This window comes from Agrococcus pavilionensis RW1, from assembly GCF_000400485.1.
GTDB lineage: Bacteria > Actinomycetota > Actinomycetes > Actinomycetales > Microbacteriaceae > Agrococcus > Agrococcus pavilionensis.
On the sequence record NZ_ASHR01000004.1, the window covers coordinates 48,946 to 64,005 of the forward strand.

Consider the following 15,060-nt stretch of genomic DNA (forward strand, 5'->3'; position numbering starts at 1 on the left):
ATCGCGTCGACCTAGTGGTCGTCGTGCTGCTTCGCGACCTCGAGCTCGCGCGGCGTCACGGGGCTCACGCGGTCCTCGAAGAACCAGCGCGTGAGCGCTGCCCGGAGGTGCGTTGCCGGCGTGATCTTGCCCTTCGCGTTCGGGCGCACCATGACCGGCGCGTACGACTCGTAGGCCTTGAGCTTCCACGCCTCGTACTCGTCGAGGGGCTGGTGCACCTCGACGAACTCGCCGCCGGGCCGGCGCACGATGCGGCCGCTCTCGTAGCCGTGCAGCAGGATCTCGCGATCCTTCTTCTGCAGGCCGATCGCGATGCGCTTCGTGAGCCAGTACACGATGACCGTGCCGACGATGAGCATCGCCTGCAGCGCGTAGGTGACGTGGAACACGTTGAGGCGGAAGTGCGTCGCGATGAGGTCGGACGAGGCCGCGGCCCACATGATCGCGTAGAACCAGACGCCGGCGGCGCCGATCGCCGTGCGCGTCGGGTTGTTGCGGGGACGCTCGGCGATGTGGTGCTCGCGCTTGTCGCCCGTGATCCACTGCTCGATGAACGGGTAGACCATCGCGAGCACGATGAACAGGCCCAGCACCGCGATCGGGATGAGGATGTTCCACGACACCGTCCAGCCGAGGATCTCCGACTCCCAGCCCGGCATGAGGCGCAGGGCGCCGTCGGCGAAGCCGATGTACCAGTCGGGCTGCGTGCCTGCCGAGACGGGTGACGGGTCGTACGGCCCGTACTCCCACAGCGGCAGGATCGTGAAGGTCGAGGCGATCGCGACGAGCGCGCCGAACACGATGAAGAAGAACGACCCGGCCTTCGCCGCGAACAGCGGCATGATCGGCGCGCCCACGACGTTGTCGTTGGTCTTGCCGGGGCCGGCGAACTGCGTGTGCTTGTTGATGACCATCAGGACGAGGTGGATGCCGATGAAGGCGATCACGAGCGCCGGCAGCAGCATGATGTGCAGCACGAAGAGCCTCGGCACGATGTCGTCGCCCGGGAACACCCCTCCGAAGAGCAGGTACGAGATCCAGGTGCCGACGATCGGGATGCCCTTGACCATGCCGTTGATGATCGCGAGGCCGTTGCCCGAGAGCAGGTCGTCGGGGAGCGAGTAGCCGGTGAAGCCCTCGGCGAGCGCGAGGATGAACAGGATGAAGCCGACGACCCAGTTGATCTCGCGGGGCTTGCGGAACGCGCCGGTGAAGAACACGCGGAGCATGTGCAGGCCGATCGCGGCGATGAACAGCAGCGCCGACCAGTGGTGCAGCTGGCGCATGAGCAGGCCGCCGCGGATGTCGAACGAGATGTCGAGCGCCGAGGCGTAGGCCGCCGACATCGCGAGGCCCTTGAGCGGCGCGTAGGAGCCGTCGTAGAACACCTCGGTCATCGAGGGCTCGAAGAAGAACGTCAGGAAGGTGCCCGAGAGCAGGATCGCGACGAACGAGTACAGGATGATCTCGCCGAGCATGAACGACCAGTGGTCGGGGAAGACCTTCCGGCCGAGCGTCGCGACGAGGGTCGACATGCTCGTGCGCTCGTCGAGGTAGTTCGACGCCTTCGCGGTCAGGCTGGGGCGCGCGGTGGTCGCGGTCATGCGCGGGTCTCCGTCTCAGCGGCCGACACCGGCACGTGGTCGGGGTCGATGTGGTTCAGTCGCTCCCAGAACGACGGGCCGATGGGCTCGGTGAAGTCGCGCTGGGCGATGAGGTAGCCCTCGGCGTCGACCGTGATCGGCAGCTGCGGGAGCGGCCGCTTCGCGGGCCCGAAGACGACCTTCGCGTGCTCGGTGACGTCGAACGTCGACTGGTGGCACGGGCACAGGAGGTGGTGCGTCTGCTGCTCGTAGAGCGCCACGGGGCAGCCGACGTGCGTGCAGATCTTGGAGTAGGCGACGATGCCGTCGTACGACCAGCCCTCACGCCCGGGGGCCTCCTTGAGGCGGTCGACGGGGAGCCGCATGAGCAGCACCGCCGCGAGCGCCTTCTGGTCGAGATAGCCCTCGTCGTGGCCGAGGTCCTTGAGCGACTCCGGGATGACGTGGAACGCTGAGCCGATCGTGACGTCGTCCGCTCGGATCGGGGTGCCGGTCGGGTCGAGCGCGAGGCGCTCGCCCTCTGTCCACATCGTGTGCGCGATCGAGTCCACGGCGTCCGCAGCGGGGGCGAGATCGCGGAACAGCACGATCGCGGGCAGCGGCATGATCGCGACAGCGCCGATGAGCGTGTTGCGGATGAGCGTGCGGCGCGAGAAGCCCGACTCCTGGTCGCCGAGCTCGAAGATCTCGACGGCGCGGGCGCGGCTCTTCTCAGAGCCACGCGAGAGGTGGCGCTCCTCGACGACCTCGTGGCTGCTCATGAGCTGGCGCGCCCAGTGCATGCCGCCGATGCCGACCCCGAGGAGCGCGAGCGCGATCGCGAGGCCGAGGAAGAGGTTGTTCGCGCGGACGCTCCCCATGTTGCCCGGCTCGATGGGCACCGCGATGTACGCGACGATCGCGAGCACCGACCCGAGCATCGAGAGCAGGAACCACGCGACGACCTGCCGCTCGGCGCGGCGCTCCTTCGCGGGGTGGAGGTCGGTCTGGCGCGGACGATGCGGCGGCAGCCCGGGATTCGAGAACCCGTCCGACTGCTCGATCGCCGCGCCCCGGTCGTAGGCGACGATGCTCTGCTCGCTGGGAGCCGACTGGTCTTCAGCCGACATGCTCTTCCTCTCGTTGTCGTCCATGGATCAGTTCGGTCTCGAGGTGAGCCACACCGAGACGGCGACGATGCCGCCGAGGCCGAAGATCCAGATGAACAGGCCCTCCGACACCGGGCCGAGGCTGCCGAGGTCGAAGCCGCCGACCGACGGGTTCTCGTCCAGGTAGGCGAGGTACGCGATGATCTCGCGCTTCTCCTCCGGGCTGATGTTCGCGTCGTTGAAGACGGGCATGTTCTGCGGACCGGTGAGCATCGCCTCGTAGACGTGCACCGGCTCGATGTCGCGCAGGGCCGGCGCCCACTTGCCCTCGGTGAGCGCGCCGCCGGCGCCAGCGACGTTGTGGCACATCGCGCAGTTGATGCGGAAGAGCGCGCCGCCCCGGGCGATGCCCTCGTCGTCGACCTGGCTGGCGTCGAGCCACTCGTCGTCGGGCACGCCGGGTCCGGGCGCGAGGGCGGCGATGTACGCCGACATCGCGTCGGTCTGCTCCTGCGTGAACTGCGGGTCGCGCTTCTCCGCCTGCGGGCCCTGGAAGGCCATCGGCATGCGGCCGGTCATGACCTGGAAGTCGACGGAGGCGGCGCCCACGCCGATGAGGCTCGGCCCGTTCTCGGTGCCCTGGGCCTGGAGGCCGTGGCACGAGGCGCAGTTCGCGCGGAAGAGCAGCTCGCCGTCCTCGGCGGTCAGCTGCTGCGCGTACGGCGCGCTGGAGGGCTCGGCACTCGCGACGCTGCCCACCGCGACTGAGGCGCCGCCGGCCACGACGAGCCCGATCATGAGCAGGGCGGCGCTGGCGAGCGGGTGCCTGCGTCCGGTCTTCTTGCGTGCTGTCAAGGTCCTCACCCAACCGTTACTTGAGCCAGTAGATGACGAGGTACAGGCCGATCCAGACCACGTCGACGAAGTGCCAGTAGTAGGAGATGACGTGCGCGCTCGTCGCCTCCTTGTGCCCGAAGCGCTTGACCGCATAGGCGCGGCCGATCACGAAGAGGAAGGCGAAGAGCCCGGCGGTCACGTGCAGGCCGTGGAAGCCGGTCGTGAGGTAGAACGCCGACGCGTAGGAGTTCGCCTGGATCGCGATGCCTTCCTGCACGAGCACCACGTACTCGTAGACCTGCAGCATGATGAAGATCGCGCCCATGGCGTAGGTCAGGTAGAACCACTCGACCATGCCCCACTTCGAGAACTGCAGCGCTCGACCGGTGCGGAAGACCTGGTGGTGCTCGGCGGCGTTCGCACCCGCCTGGCACGTGAAGCTCGAGAGCAGCAGGATCGTCGTGTTGATCGTGGCGAAGAGCACGTTGAGCTTCTCGGCCTCGGTCGCGAACAGGTCGCCCGACATGGATCGGAGCGTGAAGTAGATCGCGAAGAGGCCGGCGAAGAACATGACTTCGCTGCCCAGCCAGACGATGGTGCCGACCGCCACGGTGTTCGGCCGGCGGATCATCGGCGCTGAGGGCGACGAGGAGAGCGCAGTAGTGGACACGAAGCCCATCCTAGTGACAGTTCTACGGGCCGTAGTGACCCGACGGGCCACTCGACCGCAAAAAGATAGGCTCGAGCCATGGATCGCCTCTTGACCTGGCCATGCGTGCTCGAGACCCTGCTCGAGGGCGACGACCTGGCGATCCGGCAGGCCGAGTGGGCGATGGCCGAGGTGGTCGCCGGGCGCGCCTCCGAGGCGCAGATCGCGGGCTTCCTCATCGCCCTGCGGGCGAAGGGGGTCGTGGCGGAGGAGCTCGTCGGCTTCCGCGACGCGGTGCTCGAGGCAGCGGTGCCGCTGCCCGGCGACACGCGGGTCGTCGACATCGTCGGCACGGGCGGCGATCGCCAGCACACCGTCAACATCTCGACGACCGCGAGCATCGTCGTCGCCGCCTCGGGCGTGCCGGTGCTCAAGCACGGCAATCGCGCCGTCTCCTCGTCCTCGGGCGCGTCGGACGTGCTCGAGGCGCTCGGGCTCGTGCCCGCCGACGACGACCCCGCCGCCGTGCGGCGCATCCTCGAGCGCGCCGGGATCTCGTTCGCGTGGGCGACGCGCTTCCACCCCGGGTTCCGGCACGCGGGACCGGTGCGCGCCGCGCTCGGGGTGCCGACCGTCTTCAACTACCTCGGCCCGCTCGTCAACCCGGCGCGGCCGGAGGTCTCGCTCGTGGGCGTCGCCGACAAGCACATCATCGAGCAGTTCGTCGGCGTGTTCGCGACCCGCGGCGCGACCGCGCTCGTCGTGCGCGGCGAGGACGGCCTCGACGAGCTCACGACGACCGGCCACTCCGAGCTCTGGGAGGTCGCGCGCGGCGACGTCGTCGAGCACGACATCGACCCGCGCGAGCTCGGCATCCGCCGCGCGTCGCTCGACGACCTGCGCGGCGGCTCCGCGGAGCACAACGCCGACGTGCTGCGCCGCACGCTCGCGGGGGAGCCGGGGCCGGTGCGCGACATCGTGCTGCTCAACGCGGCTGCCGCGCTCGTCGCGTGGCGGCTCGACGGCGATCCGCGGCAGAAGGACCGCCCGCTCGTCGAGCGCATGCGGGAGGAGCTCGAGGTCGCCGGCACCGCGATCGACTCCGGGGCCGCGACGCGCACGCTCGATGCGTGGCGCGCCGCCGCTGCGGCATGATGCCGAGGTGAGCAGCCGGACCATCGAGCGCGCCGACCGCCAGTCGACGTGGTCGCGCGCCGAGGTGTGGCACTCGTGGCCGCTCGCGTGGGCCGACCGCACCTCGCGATCGCTGCTGCTCGTCGCGCTCGCCGTCGCCGGGCTGCTGTCGTGCTACGGCCTCACGCTGCTGCTGCACCGACCGCCCGACCTCGCCCCGTCGCTCACCCTGCGCGGCATCGGCGCGCTCCTGCTCGTGCTCGCGGCGATCGTCGCGCCGGCCTCGCGGAGCTACCGCTTCGGCGCCTTCTACTGCATCGTGCTCTTCGCGTGCACGCAAGCGGCCGTGCTGCTGCTGCAGTCGACGCCGCTCATCGGCGCCTCGACCTACGGCGCGCTCGACGCGATCAACTTCGTCTCCTTCGGCACGCTCGTGGTCGCGTGGATGCTCGTGCGGATGCGGCACCCGCTCACGATCCTCGTCGTCGTGACGGGCTACGCGATGGCAGGCGCCGCCTTCTTCGCCCGCGCGCTCCCCGCCGTCCGCGCACGGCTGTTCGACAACCCGTGGCAGGAGGAGGGGACAGCGATCGACGAGCTGATCGGTCGCAGCGCCGCGCTGCTGCTCGTGCTGAGCCTCGTGCTGCTCGCGTGGTGGCTCGACGGGTGGATGCGGGCGCTCCTCCCGGTCGCGAACGTCGCCGAGCCGCACGGCTCGGGCCGCGCGCATCGCACGGGCGAGCGCCCGCGCGTGCGGGTCGCGGTCGTCGCGATGCTCTGCTGCCTCGACCTGCTCGCGCTCGCCGTCGCGATCTCCGCGAAGCAGCCGACCTCGCGCGGTCGGCTCTCGGAGGCGGATGACTGGTGGTGCTCGGTCGTGATCGCCGTCTCGACCGCGCGGACGGCGATGGTGGTCATCGCGATCGCGGCCGCCGTCATCTGGCTCTCCGACCCCGTGCAGCGCGCGGTCTGAGGGAACGCGGAAGGGGGCCGCTCGCGGCGGCCCCCTTCGCACCCTGAGGTGCAGCGATCACTCGACGTCCTCGTCGACCCAGTCGAGCGTCTTCTGCACCGCCTTCTTCCAGTTGCGGTACGTGCGGTCGCGCGCCTCCTGATCCATCTGCGGCTCCCAGCGCCGGTCCTCCTGCCAGTTCTGGCGCAGCTCGTCGAGCGAGCCCCAGAAGCCGACCGCGAGGCCCGCGGCGTAGGCCGCGCCGAGCGCGGTCGTCTCGGCGACGACGGGTCGCACGACCGGCACGCGCAGCAGGTCGGCCTGGAACTGCATGAGCGTGTCGTTCGCGATCATGCCGCCGTCGACCTTGAGCTCCGTGAGGTCGACGCCCGAGTCGGCGTTGACCGCGTCGACGACCTCTGCGGTCTGGAACGCCGTCGCCTCGAGCGCCGCTCGGGCGATGTGGCCCTTGTTGACGTAGCGCGTGAGCCCCACGAGCGCACCGCGCGCATCCGACCGCCAGTACGGCGCGAACAGGCCCGAGAACGCCGGCACGAAGTAGGCGCCGCCGTTGTCGTCGACGCTCTTCGCGAGCTCCTCGACCGCGGGGGCGTTCGGGATGATCCCGAGGTTGTCGCGCAGCCACTGGATGAGCGAGCCCGTGACGGCGATCGAGCCCTCGAGCGCGTAGTGGGTCGGCTGGTCGCCGATCTTGTAGCCGACGGTCGTGATGAGCCCGTTCTTCGAGTGGACGATCTCCTCGCCCGTGTTGAAGATGAGGAAGTTGCCGGTGCCGTAGGTGTTCTTCGCCTCGCCGGTGTCGAACGCCGCCTGGCCGAACGTCGCCGCCTGCTGGTCGCCGAGGATGCCCGTGATGGGCGTCTCGCGCAGGAGCGACTCCGACGCCGCGATGCCGAACTCGCCCGACGACGGCCGGATCTCGGGGAGCATCGAGCGCGGCACGCCGAAGTCGGCGAGGATCTCGTCGTCCCACTCGAGCGACTCGAGGTCCATGAAGAGCGTGCGGGAGGCGTTCGTGACGTCGGTCGCGTGCACGCCGCCGTTGACGCCGCCCGTGAGGTTCCACAGCACCCACGAGTCGGTCGTGCCGAAGAGCAGGTCGCCGGCCTCGGCGGCCTCGCGCGCGCCCTCGACGTTCTCGAGGATCCAGACGATCTTCGTCCCCGAGAAGTAGGTCGCGAGCGGCAGGCCGACCTTCTTCTTGTAGCGGTCGGTGTCGCCGTCGGCGAGCCGGTCGACGATCTTCTGCGTGCGGGTGTCCTGCCAGACGATCGCGTTGTAGACGGGCTCGCCGGTGGTCTTGTTCCACACCACGGAGGTCTCGCGCTGGTTGGTGATGCCGATCGCCTTGACGTTGTGGCGGGTGACGTTCGCCTTCGAGAGCGCTTGGCCGATCACCTCGCGCGTGTTGTTCCAGATCTCCATCGGGTCGTGCTCGACCCAGCCGGCGTGGGGGAAGATCTGCTCGTGCTCGAGCTGTCCGGTCGAGACGATGCTGCCGGCGTGGTCGAAGAGGATGGCTCGCGTCGAGGTCGTGCCTTGGTCGATCGCGATGACGTAGTCGGTCATCTGTGCTCCTTGGTTCGGTTGCGGATGCGGTGGGGGAGACGGCGGAGGGGGACCCGACGGTCCCCCTCCGGCGCTCAGGCGGCGAAGCCGGCGACGCCGGCGATCATCGTGGGTGCGAGCAGACCGGCGAGCACGCCGCCGACGATCGGGCCCACGATCGGGATCCACGAGTAGCCCCAGTCGCTCGAGCCCTTGCCCTTGATGGGCAGCACCGCGTGGGCGATGCGCGGACCGAGGTCGCGCGCCGGGTTGATCGCGTAGCCGGTGGGGCCACCGAGCGACGCGCCGATGCCGACGACGAGGAGCGCGACCGGGAGCGCGCCGAGCGACGCGAGGCCGGCCGGCACCGACGCATCCGCGTCGCCGTTCTGCGCCCCGAACGCGATGACGACGAAGACGAGCACGAAGGTGCCGATGATCTCGGTGATGAGGTTCCAGCCGGTCGAGCGCAGCGCGGGGCCGGTCGAGAAGGTGCCGAGCTTGGCGCCCGGGTCCTCCTCGACGTCGAAGTGCTGCTTGTAGGCGAGCCAGCACAGCACCGCGCCGAGGAACGCGCCGAGGAACTGCGCGCCGAGGTAGATCGGCAGCAGCGCCCAGTCGTAGTCGGCGCCGGTCGCGAGGTCCTGCGCGAGCAGGCCGAGCGTGACGGCGGGGTTGATGTGGGCGCCGGAGTAGATCGACACGATGACGCCCGCGAAGACCGCGAGACCCCAGCCGAAGTTGATCATGAGGAAGCCGCCGCCGAAGCCCTTCGTGCCCTTGAGCACGACGTTCGCGACGACCCCGCAGCCGAGCAGCACGAGCATCGCCGTGCCGACGAGCTCAGAGAGGAATACCAGGCCGGGGTTCAGATCCACAGGTCCCTGCTTTCTCTTCCACGGGCGTCCTTGCCCGTACCGCTCCCTCGAGCGGTGGCCACACTCTAACCGCGCACCGCCCGATTTTGCGGAACCGGTTGCGATTTCCTCAGATCCATCGCGGGATCAGCATCCTGGGCGTACGGTGTGAGCCACCGACACCCCGAGGGAGAGGACCGACGTCGTGAAGAAGCTCATCAACGATCCCGGCAAGACGGTCGACGAGGGGCTCGCGGGCTTCGCCGCGGCGCACCCCGACCTCGTGCGCCTCATCGTCGACCCGCCGTTCGCGGTCGTGCGCGCCGATGCGCCGCTCAACGGCAAGGTCGGCCTCGTCTCGGGCGGCGGCTCGGGCCACGAGCCGCTGCACGCCGGCTTCGTCGGCCACGGGATGCTCGACGCCGCCGTGCCGGGCGCGATGTTCACCTCGCCGACGCCCGACCCGATCCTCGAGGCGACGCGGCACGTGAACGCCGGCGCCGGGGTGCTCCACATCGTGAAGAACTACACGGGCGACGTGCTCAACTTCGAGACCGCCGCGGAGCTCGCGCTCGCGGAGGGCATCGAGGTGCAGTCGGTCATCGTCGACGACGACGTCGCGGTGAAGGACTCGCTCTACACTGCCGGGCGCCGCGGCGTCGCCGGCACGATGCTCGTCGAGAAGCTCGCGGGCGCCGCGGCCGAGCGCGGCGACAGCCTCGATCAGGTCGCCGAGGTCGCGCGCACCGTCAACAGCCGGGTGCGCTCGATGGGCATGGCGCTCGCGCCGTGCACGGTGCCGCACGCGGGCGAGCCGAGCTTCGAGCTCGGGGAGGACGAGGTCGAGATCGGCATCGGCATCCACGGCGAGCCCGGGCGGGAGCGCATCGCGCTCGAACCCGCCGATCGCATCGTCGACCGGCTGATCGAGCCGATCCTCGAGGACCTGCCGTTCCAGCAGGGCGATCGCGTCGTGCTGCTCGTCAACGGCATGGGCGGCACCCCGCAGTCCGAGCTCTACATCGTGTTCCGCCGCGCGGCCGAGGTGCTCGCCGACCGCGGCATCGTGCTCGCCCGCTCGCTCGTCGGCTCGTACGTCACGAGCCTCGAGATGCAAGGCGTCTCGATCACGCTCCTGCAGGTCGACGACGACCTGCTCGAGCTCTACGACGCCCCGGTGCAGACGGCGGCGCTCCGGTGGGGCCGGTGACGCTCGACGGCGCGTGGACGCGGCGCTGGGTCGAGGCGGTCGCGGCCGAGGTCTCGCGCCGCAAGGCCGAGCTCACCGCGCTCGACCGCGCGATCGGCGACGCCGACCACGGCGAGAACCTCGACCGCGGCTTCCAGGCGGTGCTCGGCAAGCTCGACGCGCTCGACGACGGCGCGACGCCCGCCGCTGTGCTCCGGCTCGTCGCGACGACGCTCATCTCGACCGTCGGCGGCGCGGCGGGGCCGCTCTACGGCACGGCGTTCCTCAAGGCGTCGATGGCGGCTGGCGATCGCGACGAGCTCGACGCGCCCGCGCTCGTCGAGGTGCTCACGGCGGCGCGCGACGGCATCGTCGCGCGCGGCAAGGCGGAGTCGGGCGACAAGACGATGGTGGATGCGTGGACGCCGGCGGTCGAGGCGGCGTCGGCGGCCGGCGACGACGTGCGCGCGGCGCTCGCCGCTGCGGCGGCGGCCGCCGCGGAGGGCGCGGTCGCGACGGAGCCGCTCGTCGCCCACAAGGGCCGGGCCTCCTACCTCGGCGAGCGGGCCGTGGGCCACCGCGACCCGGGCGCGGAGTCGACCGCGCTCATCCTCGCCGCGGCGGCGGAGACGACGTGACCGTCGGGCTCGCGATCGTCTCGCACTCGGTTCGCATCGCCGAGGGGGTCGTCGAGCTCGCGGCCCAGATGGCGCCGAGCGTCGCGATCGTCGCGGCCGGCGGCACCGACGACGGCGGCCTCGGCACGAGCTTCGACCGCGTGCAGGCCGCGATCGCCGAGGCCGACTCGGGCGACGGCGTCGTCGTGCTGTGCGACCTCGGCTCGGCGGTGCTGACCGCCCAGACCGCCCTCGACTTCGCCGAGGCGCCCGAGCGCATCCGCATCGCCGACGCGCCCCTCGTCGAGGGCGCGGTCGCCGCCGCCGTCGCCGCCGAGGGCGGCGCGGGCCTCGAGCAGGTCGTGGCGGCCGCCGAGTCGGGGCTGCAGGGGGCGGCGCGACCGGAGCCGACCGCCGGCGAGGGCGCGGTCGTCGAGCCGGAGGACGGCGCGGCGGTGCTCGAGCTCGAGCTCGAGAACGAGCACGGGCTGCACGCGAGGCCCGCGGCGCTGCTCGTGCGCGCCGCGAGCGGCTTCGAGGCGGAGGTGACGGTGAACGGCGTCGACGCTTCGAGCCTGCTGCGCGTGCTCGCGCTCGGCCTCGACCGCGGTGCGACCGCGCGCTTCGAGGCGACGGGACCGCAGGCCGACGAGGCGATCGCGGCGATCCGCGAGCTCGCCGAGAGCGGGTTCGGCGAGGGCTAGCGGCTACGCGCGGTGCGCGGCGAACTCGTCGAGCGCCGCGCGCGCGACGACGAACGAGCACTGCGGCCGGATGCGCTTGCCCTCGGCGATCGTCGCGCGGAGCGCCTCGTCGACGAGCCGGGAGCCGATGCCGCGCCCGCCGAAGGACGGGTCGACCTCGGTGTGCGGGAAGGCGCGCACGTCGTCGGCGTCGCGGTAGTCGGCGATGCCGGCGAGCGCGCCGTCGACGCGCGCCTCGAAGCGCTGCGCCGCGGGGTTGTCGACGATCTCGATCTGCTCGCTCATGCCCGCGAGCCTAGCCACGCGCGCTGTGAGCCCCGTGGGCGGGAGCGTGCGGCATGCTGGAGCCATGCAGCTCGATCCGCGACGCATCCTGATCTTCCGCACCGTCGCGCGCGAGGGGTCCGTCTCCGGCGGCGCCAGGGTGCTCGGGTGGACGCAGCCTGCCGTGAGCCAGCACATCCGGCTGCTCGAGGAGGAGGTCGGCCAAGCGCTGCTCCTGCGCTCCTCGACCGGGGTGACGCTCACCGAGGCGGGGGAGCGGCTGCTGCGCCACGCCGACGGCATCGCCGGGCTGCTCGGCTCGGCCGAGGCCGAGCTCGCGTCGCTCGCCGAGGGCGCCGGGAGCGTCACGATCGCGGCGTTCCCCTCCGCGCTCGCCGACTTCGTGCCGCGCTCGATCGCCGCAGCGCGGCTCGCCGTGCCGGGGCTCACCGCGCGCGTCATCGAGCTCGAGCCGCCCGAGGCGATCGACGCGGTGCTCGCAGGCGACGCCGACGTCGCGGTCGCCTTCGAGTACGACGAGCTCCACGACGACGTGCAGCTCGCGCGCATCGAGCTCGGGCCCGATCCCTCGCGCATCGTGCTGCCCGCATCGCACGAGCTCGCGAGCGGCGCCCCGGTCGACATCGCGTCGCTCGCCGGCGCCGAGTGGGTCGGCGGCTGCGAGCGGTGCCGCTCCCACCTCGAGGCGCTCGCGACCGAGGCGGGCTTCGCCCCGCGCATCCACTTCGAGACCGACGACTTCGTCGCCGCGCAGTCGTTCGTCGCCGCGACGGGCTCCGTCACCCTGCTGCCCGACATGGCGCTGCGCGTGCTCACTCGCGACGACGTGGTCGTCGCGCCGCTCTCCGACGGCTCGGGCCGCACGGTGTCGCTGCGGCACCGGCACGGCGCCGAGCGGGTGCCGGCGGTGCTGACGGTGCTCGAGGCGATGCAGCGGCTCTGGGCCGAGGGCCGCTGAGCGTCAGGCGCGGTCGGGCGCCGCGACCGCCCGGCCCAGGCCGAGCCGCTGCTGCAGGCTCACGGCGAGCAGGGCCTGGCCGAGCACGTACATGACGAGCACCGCGAAGGCGCGGAGCGCATCCGGGATCTCGATGAGGAAGAGGCCGATGCCGAGCACGAGCACGCTCGAGAGCAGCAGCAGGCCGCCGAGCAGGCCCGCGGTGTCGATCGCCGCGAAGGCGGCGACGGCGGCGATGAGGAGCGCGTAGAGCAGCACCGGGACCGCGAGCGGGCCGGCGCCGAGCGCGATGACGCCGCCGGAGATCGCGCCGACGAGGCCGTAGCCGATCGCCGCCCAGCCCCACGCGAGCGAGCGTCGGCGCGAGGGCCACAGGGCCGCGAGGAAGGCGACGGCGGCGAGCAGGAACATGCCGAGCAGCACGACCGTCTCACCGGTGACGGAGCCGAGCCCGTCGCCGAGCCAGCACAGCAGCACGGCCGCGACGTGGCAGGCGCCGGGAGCGCTCCGCCACGCGCCGAGCACGAGCAGCGCGACCGCGATCGGCAGCGCGAGCAGCCACATGGTCAGGTCGCGAGCGAGCGTCAGCAGCGCCGGCTCGCCGACCTCGAGGTCGAGCAGCAGCGCCGCCACGAGGTTGATCGCGAGCGCCGTGCCGGAGACCGCGAACCCCGCGCGGAGGGCTCGGGGCAGCTGCGGCATGCCAGCCATGCAACCACGGGCCTCGCGCTCGGCCGCGCCCGCGAGCGCGTGTCGGGGACTCGGCTAGCATCGACTCGTCAGGCGCCCCGGCGCCGGTCACGACAAAGGCGACCACGCGCTCCGCGCGCGACACACATGGATCCTCGACTCGAGGCTCCGTGCGTGCCGCGAGAGCCTCCGGACCCCCTGGAGTGCACCGTGCCCGACACCGCCCCCTCGACCGCCGACCGCGCCGCGACCGCGGTGACCACCGTCTCCGCCGCCATCGCCGCCGAGCTCGAGCGCCACGCATCCGTCGTGTTCGCGCTCATGGGCAACGGCAACGCCTGGTTCCTCGACGCCGTCGTGCGCCGCGGCGCGATGGCCGTCACGACCGTGCGCCACGAGGCGGCGACCGTGGCCGCGGCCGACGCGCACCACCGGGCGAGCGGCGCGCTCGCGATCGCGACGACGACCTACGGCCCCGGCTACACGAACGCCATCACGCCGCTCGCCGAGGCGGCGATCGCGCGCGTGCCGCTCGTGCTCGTCGTGGGCGACCAGCCGACGGCCGGGCCGCGGCCGTGGGACATCGACCAGCGCGCGGTCGCGACCGCGGTCGGCGCGCCGACGATCGTCGCGACGCGCGCCGACGCCGCCGGTGCCGCGCGCCGGGCGGTCGAGACCGCGCTCGTCGAGCGGCGCCCGGTCGTGCTCGCCATCCCGTACGACATCGCGCACCTCGAGGTCGAGGAGGCAGCGCTCGAGCCCGCCGCCGATGCCGTAGCCGAGCCCTTCCTCTCGATCGACGCCGAGCAGCTCGCGGGCGTCGCCGAGCAGCTGCTCGAGGCGCGGCGGCCGCTCGTGCTCGCGGGCCGCGGCGCCCACCTCGCCGGCGCAGCCGAGCCGCTGCGCGCCCTCGCCGCGGCGCTCGGCGCCCGCACCGCCTCGAGCGTGCTCGGCAGCGGCATCTTCGCCGACGACCACCGGCACCTCGGCATCTCGGGCGGCTTCGCGTCCGAGCGCGCGGCCGCGGCGATCGAGCGCGCCGACGTCGTGCTCGTCGTGGGAGCGAGCCTCAACCAGTTCCAGACGCGCTTCGGCGACGCCTTCGCGCCCGACGCGCGCATCGTGCAGGTCGACGTGCTCGAGGGCCCGACGAACCCGCGCGTCGACGAGCACGTGCGCGGCGACGCGCGGCTCGTCGCCGACGCGCTCGTCGCGCTCGTCGGCACGGAGGGCGCGGATGCGCACGGCGACGCGGGCTGGACGGAGGCCGGCTTCGGCGACGTCACGGGCGCGCAGCGGGACCGGGAGCCCGGCGACGCGATCGCGCCCGACGGCCGGCTCGACCCGCGCAGCCTCTTCCACGCGCTCGAGCGCATCCTGCCCGAGGACCGCGTGATCGTCTCGGACGGCGGCCACTTCATCGGCTGGGCGCCCACCCACCTCTCGGTCGCCGACCCCGAGCGGCTGCTGCTCGTCGGCACCGCGTTCCAGACGATCGGCCTCGGCTTCCCGAGCGCGGTCGGCGCGGGCGTCGCGCGGCCCGAGTCGACGATCGTGCTCGTCTCGGGCGACGGCGGCGCGCTCATGGGGATCGCCGACCTCGACTCGGTCGTGCGCTCGGTGCGCCACGGCGTGATCGTGCTGGTGAACGACGCCGCCTACGGCGCCGAGATCCACCAGTACGCGGTGCGCGGCGTCGCCGAGGAGCCCATGCTCATCGAGCAGGTCGACTTCGCCGCGGTCGCGCGCGGCTTCGGCGCCGAGGGCGCGGTCATCGAGTCGCTCGACGACCTCCGCCACCTCGAGGCGTGGCTCGCGAGCGGTGCCGACGGCGTCTTCCTCGCCGACTGCCGCGTGAGCCGGGAGGTCGTCGCGCCCTACATGCTCGAGGTCGTCGAGGCCGCGAAGCGCGCGTCGCGCGGCTGAC

15 protein-coding genes are annotated in these 15,060 nt (G+C 72.1%); 7 read left to right on the forward strand and 8 right to left on the reverse strand.

Features of this window, described 5'->3' with window-relative positions; translation table 11 throughout:
- Positions 1-11: 11 nt before the first annotated feature.
- From qcrB to ctaE, 4 genes are read right to left on the reverse strand one after another with little or no spacing between them, the layout of a single operon-like run.
- Positions 12-1,604, reverse strand: coding sequence for a cytochrome bc1 complex cytochrome b subunit (qcrB, locus tag L332_RS16700; protein WP_021009366.1), 1,593 nt, complete (start codon positions 1,602-1,604; stop codon positions 12-14).
- Positions 1,601-2,713, reverse strand: coding sequence for a cytochrome bc1 complex Rieske iron-sulfur subunit (qcrA, locus tag L332_RS16705; RefSeq protein WP_081645962.1), 1,113 nt, complete (start codon positions 2,711-2,713; stop codon positions 1,601-1,603). The genes qcrB and qcrA overlap by 4 nt, the downstream gene beginning before the upstream one ends.
- Before the next feature lie 27 nt (positions 2,714-2,740).
- A complete protein-coding gene (gene qcrC, locus L332_RS16710; protein ID WP_031223174.1) occupies positions 2,741-3,556 on the reverse strand; it encodes a cytochrome bc1 complex diheme cytochrome c subunit in 816 nt (271 codons plus the stop codon).
- A 7-nt stretch (positions 3,557-3,563) separates the two neighbouring features.
- Positions 3,564-4,208 (reverse strand): aa3-type cytochrome oxidase subunit III, encoded by a 645-nt coding sequence (gene ctaE / locus L332_RS16715; protein WP_031223175.1) that lies wholly within the window; start codon positions 4,206-4,208, stop codon positions 3,564-3,566.
- A gap of 69 nt (positions 4,209-4,277) precedes the next feature.
- Here ctaE and trpD point away from each other — a divergent pair, with 69 nt between their 5' ends.
- Entirely contained in the window at positions 4,278-5,333 is a 1,056-nt protein-coding gene (trpD, locus tag L332_RS16720; RefSeq protein ID WP_021009370.1) for an anthranilate phosphoribosyltransferase, read from the forward strand.
- Positions 5,334-5,340: 7 nt separating this feature from the next.
- Positions 5,341-6,285, forward strand: a complete 945-nt coding sequence (locus L332_RS16725; RefSeq protein WP_144060974.1) for a hypothetical protein — start codon at positions 5,341-5,343, stop codon at positions 6,283-6,285.
- 57 nt (positions 6,286-6,342) lie between these two features.
- Here L332_RS16725 and glpK read toward each other — a convergent pair whose 3' ends face one another.
- A complete protein-coding gene (gene glpK / locus L332_RS16730) occupies positions 6,343-7,854 on the reverse strand; it encodes a glycerol kinase GlpK (RefSeq protein ID WP_021009372.1) in 1,512 nt (503 codons plus the stop codon).
- Between the two features lie 74 nt (positions 7,855-7,928).
- Entirely contained in the window at positions 7,929-8,660 is a 732-nt protein-coding gene (locus tag L332_RS16735; RefSeq protein ID WP_374222113.1) for an MIP/aquaporin family protein, read from the reverse strand.
- 235 nt (positions 8,661-8,895) lie between these two features.
- Between L332_RS16735 and dhaK the strand changes: the two genes are divergently transcribed.
- Genes dhaK through dhaM form a run of 3 tightly spaced genes read left to right on the forward strand, consistent with a single transcriptional unit; the run spans position 8,896 to position 11,200 of the window.
- Positions 8,896-9,900: a dihydroxyacetone kinase subunit DhaK gene (gene dhaK / locus L332_RS16740; protein WP_021009374.1), complete on the forward strand. Its 1,005-nt coding sequence runs from the start codon at positions 8,896-8,898 to the stop codon at positions 9,898-9,900.
- A complete protein-coding gene (gene dhaL / locus L332_RS16745; protein WP_021064836.1) occupies positions 9,897-10,517 on the forward strand; it encodes a dihydroxyacetone kinase subunit DhaL in 621 nt (206 codons plus the stop codon). Before dhaK ends, dhaL begins: the two co-directional genes overlap by 4 nt.
- On the forward strand, positions 10,514-11,200 hold the full coding sequence (gene dhaM, locus L332_RS16750) for a dihydroxyacetone kinase phosphoryl donor subunit DhaM (RefSeq protein WP_021009376.1): 687 nt from the start codon (positions 10,514-10,516) through the stop codon (positions 11,198-11,200). The genes dhaL and dhaM overlap by 4 nt, the downstream gene beginning before the upstream one ends.
- 3 nt (positions 11,201-11,203) lie before the next feature.
- Here the strand turns inward: dhaM and L332_RS16755 are convergent, their stop codons facing one another.
- The gene (locus tag L332_RS16755) at positions 11,204-11,485 is read right to left on the reverse strand and encodes a GNAT family N-acetyltransferase (protein ID WP_021064837.1); all 282 of its coding nucleotides are present in this window, start codon (positions 11,483-11,485) and stop codon (positions 11,204-11,206) included.
- A gap of 64 nt (positions 11,486-11,549) precedes the next feature.
- On the opposite strand from L332_RS16755, the gene L332_RS16760 reads away from it, so the two are divergent.
- Positions 11,550-12,443, forward strand: coding sequence for a LysR family transcriptional regulator (locus L332_RS16760; RefSeq protein ID WP_021009378.1), 894 nt, complete (start codon positions 11,550-11,552; stop codon positions 12,441-12,443).
- A 3-nt stretch (positions 12,444-12,446) separates the two neighbouring features.
- Here the strand turns inward: L332_RS16760 and L332_RS16765 are convergent, their stop codons facing one another.
- Positions 12,447-13,145: a lysoplasmalogenase family protein gene (locus tag L332_RS16765; protein ID WP_021009379.1), complete on the reverse strand. Its 699-nt coding sequence runs from the start codon at positions 13,143-13,145 to the stop codon at positions 12,447-12,449.
- Between the two features lie 198 nt (positions 13,146-13,343).
- Here L332_RS16765 and L332_RS16770 point away from each other — a divergent pair, with 198 nt between their 5' ends.
- Entirely contained in the window at positions 13,344-15,059 is a 1,716-nt protein-coding gene (locus tag L332_RS16770) for a thiamine pyrophosphate-binding protein (RefSeq protein ID WP_021009380.1), read from the forward strand.
- Position 15,060 lies beyond the last annotated feature (1 nt).

Excerpts from the sequence above, each read along its gene's own strand:
- glpK (WP_021009372.1), bottom strand. The coding sequence starts at position 7,854 with ATGACCGACTACGTCATCGCGATCGACCAAGGCACGACCTCGACGCGA.
- qcrA (WP_081645962.1), bottom strand. The coding sequence starts at position 2,713 with ATGTCGGCTGAAGACCAGTCGGCTCCCAGCGAGCAGAGCATCGTCGCC.
- qcrB (WP_021009366.1), bottom strand. The coding sequence starts at position 1,604 with ATGACCGCGACCACCGCGCGCCCCAGCCTGACCGCGAAGGCGTCGAAC.
- L332_RS16760 (WP_021009378.1), top strand. The coding sequence starts at position 11,550 with ATGCAGCTCGATCCGCGACGCATCCTGATCTTCCGCACCGTCGCGCGC.
- L332_RS16765 (WP_021009379.1), bottom strand. The coding sequence starts at position 13,145 with ATGCCGCAGCTGCCCCGAGCCCTCCGCGCGGGGTTCGCGGTCTCCGGC.
- L332_RS16735 (WP_374222113.1), bottom strand. The coding sequence starts at position 8,660 with ATGCTCGTGCTGCTCGGCTGCGGGGTCGTCGCGAACGTCGTGCTCAAG.
- trpD (WP_021009370.1), top strand. The coding sequence starts at position 4,278 with ATGGATCGCCTCTTGACCTGGCCATGCGTGCTCGAGACCCTGCTCGAG.
- ctaE (WP_031223175.1), bottom strand. The coding sequence starts at position 4,208 with ATGGGCTTCGTGTCCACTACTGCGCTCTCCTCGTCGCCCTCAGCGCCG.
- L332_RS16755 (WP_021064837.1), bottom strand. The coding sequence starts at position 11,485 with ATGAGCGAGCAGATCGAGATCGTCGACAACCCCGCGGCGCAGCGCTTC.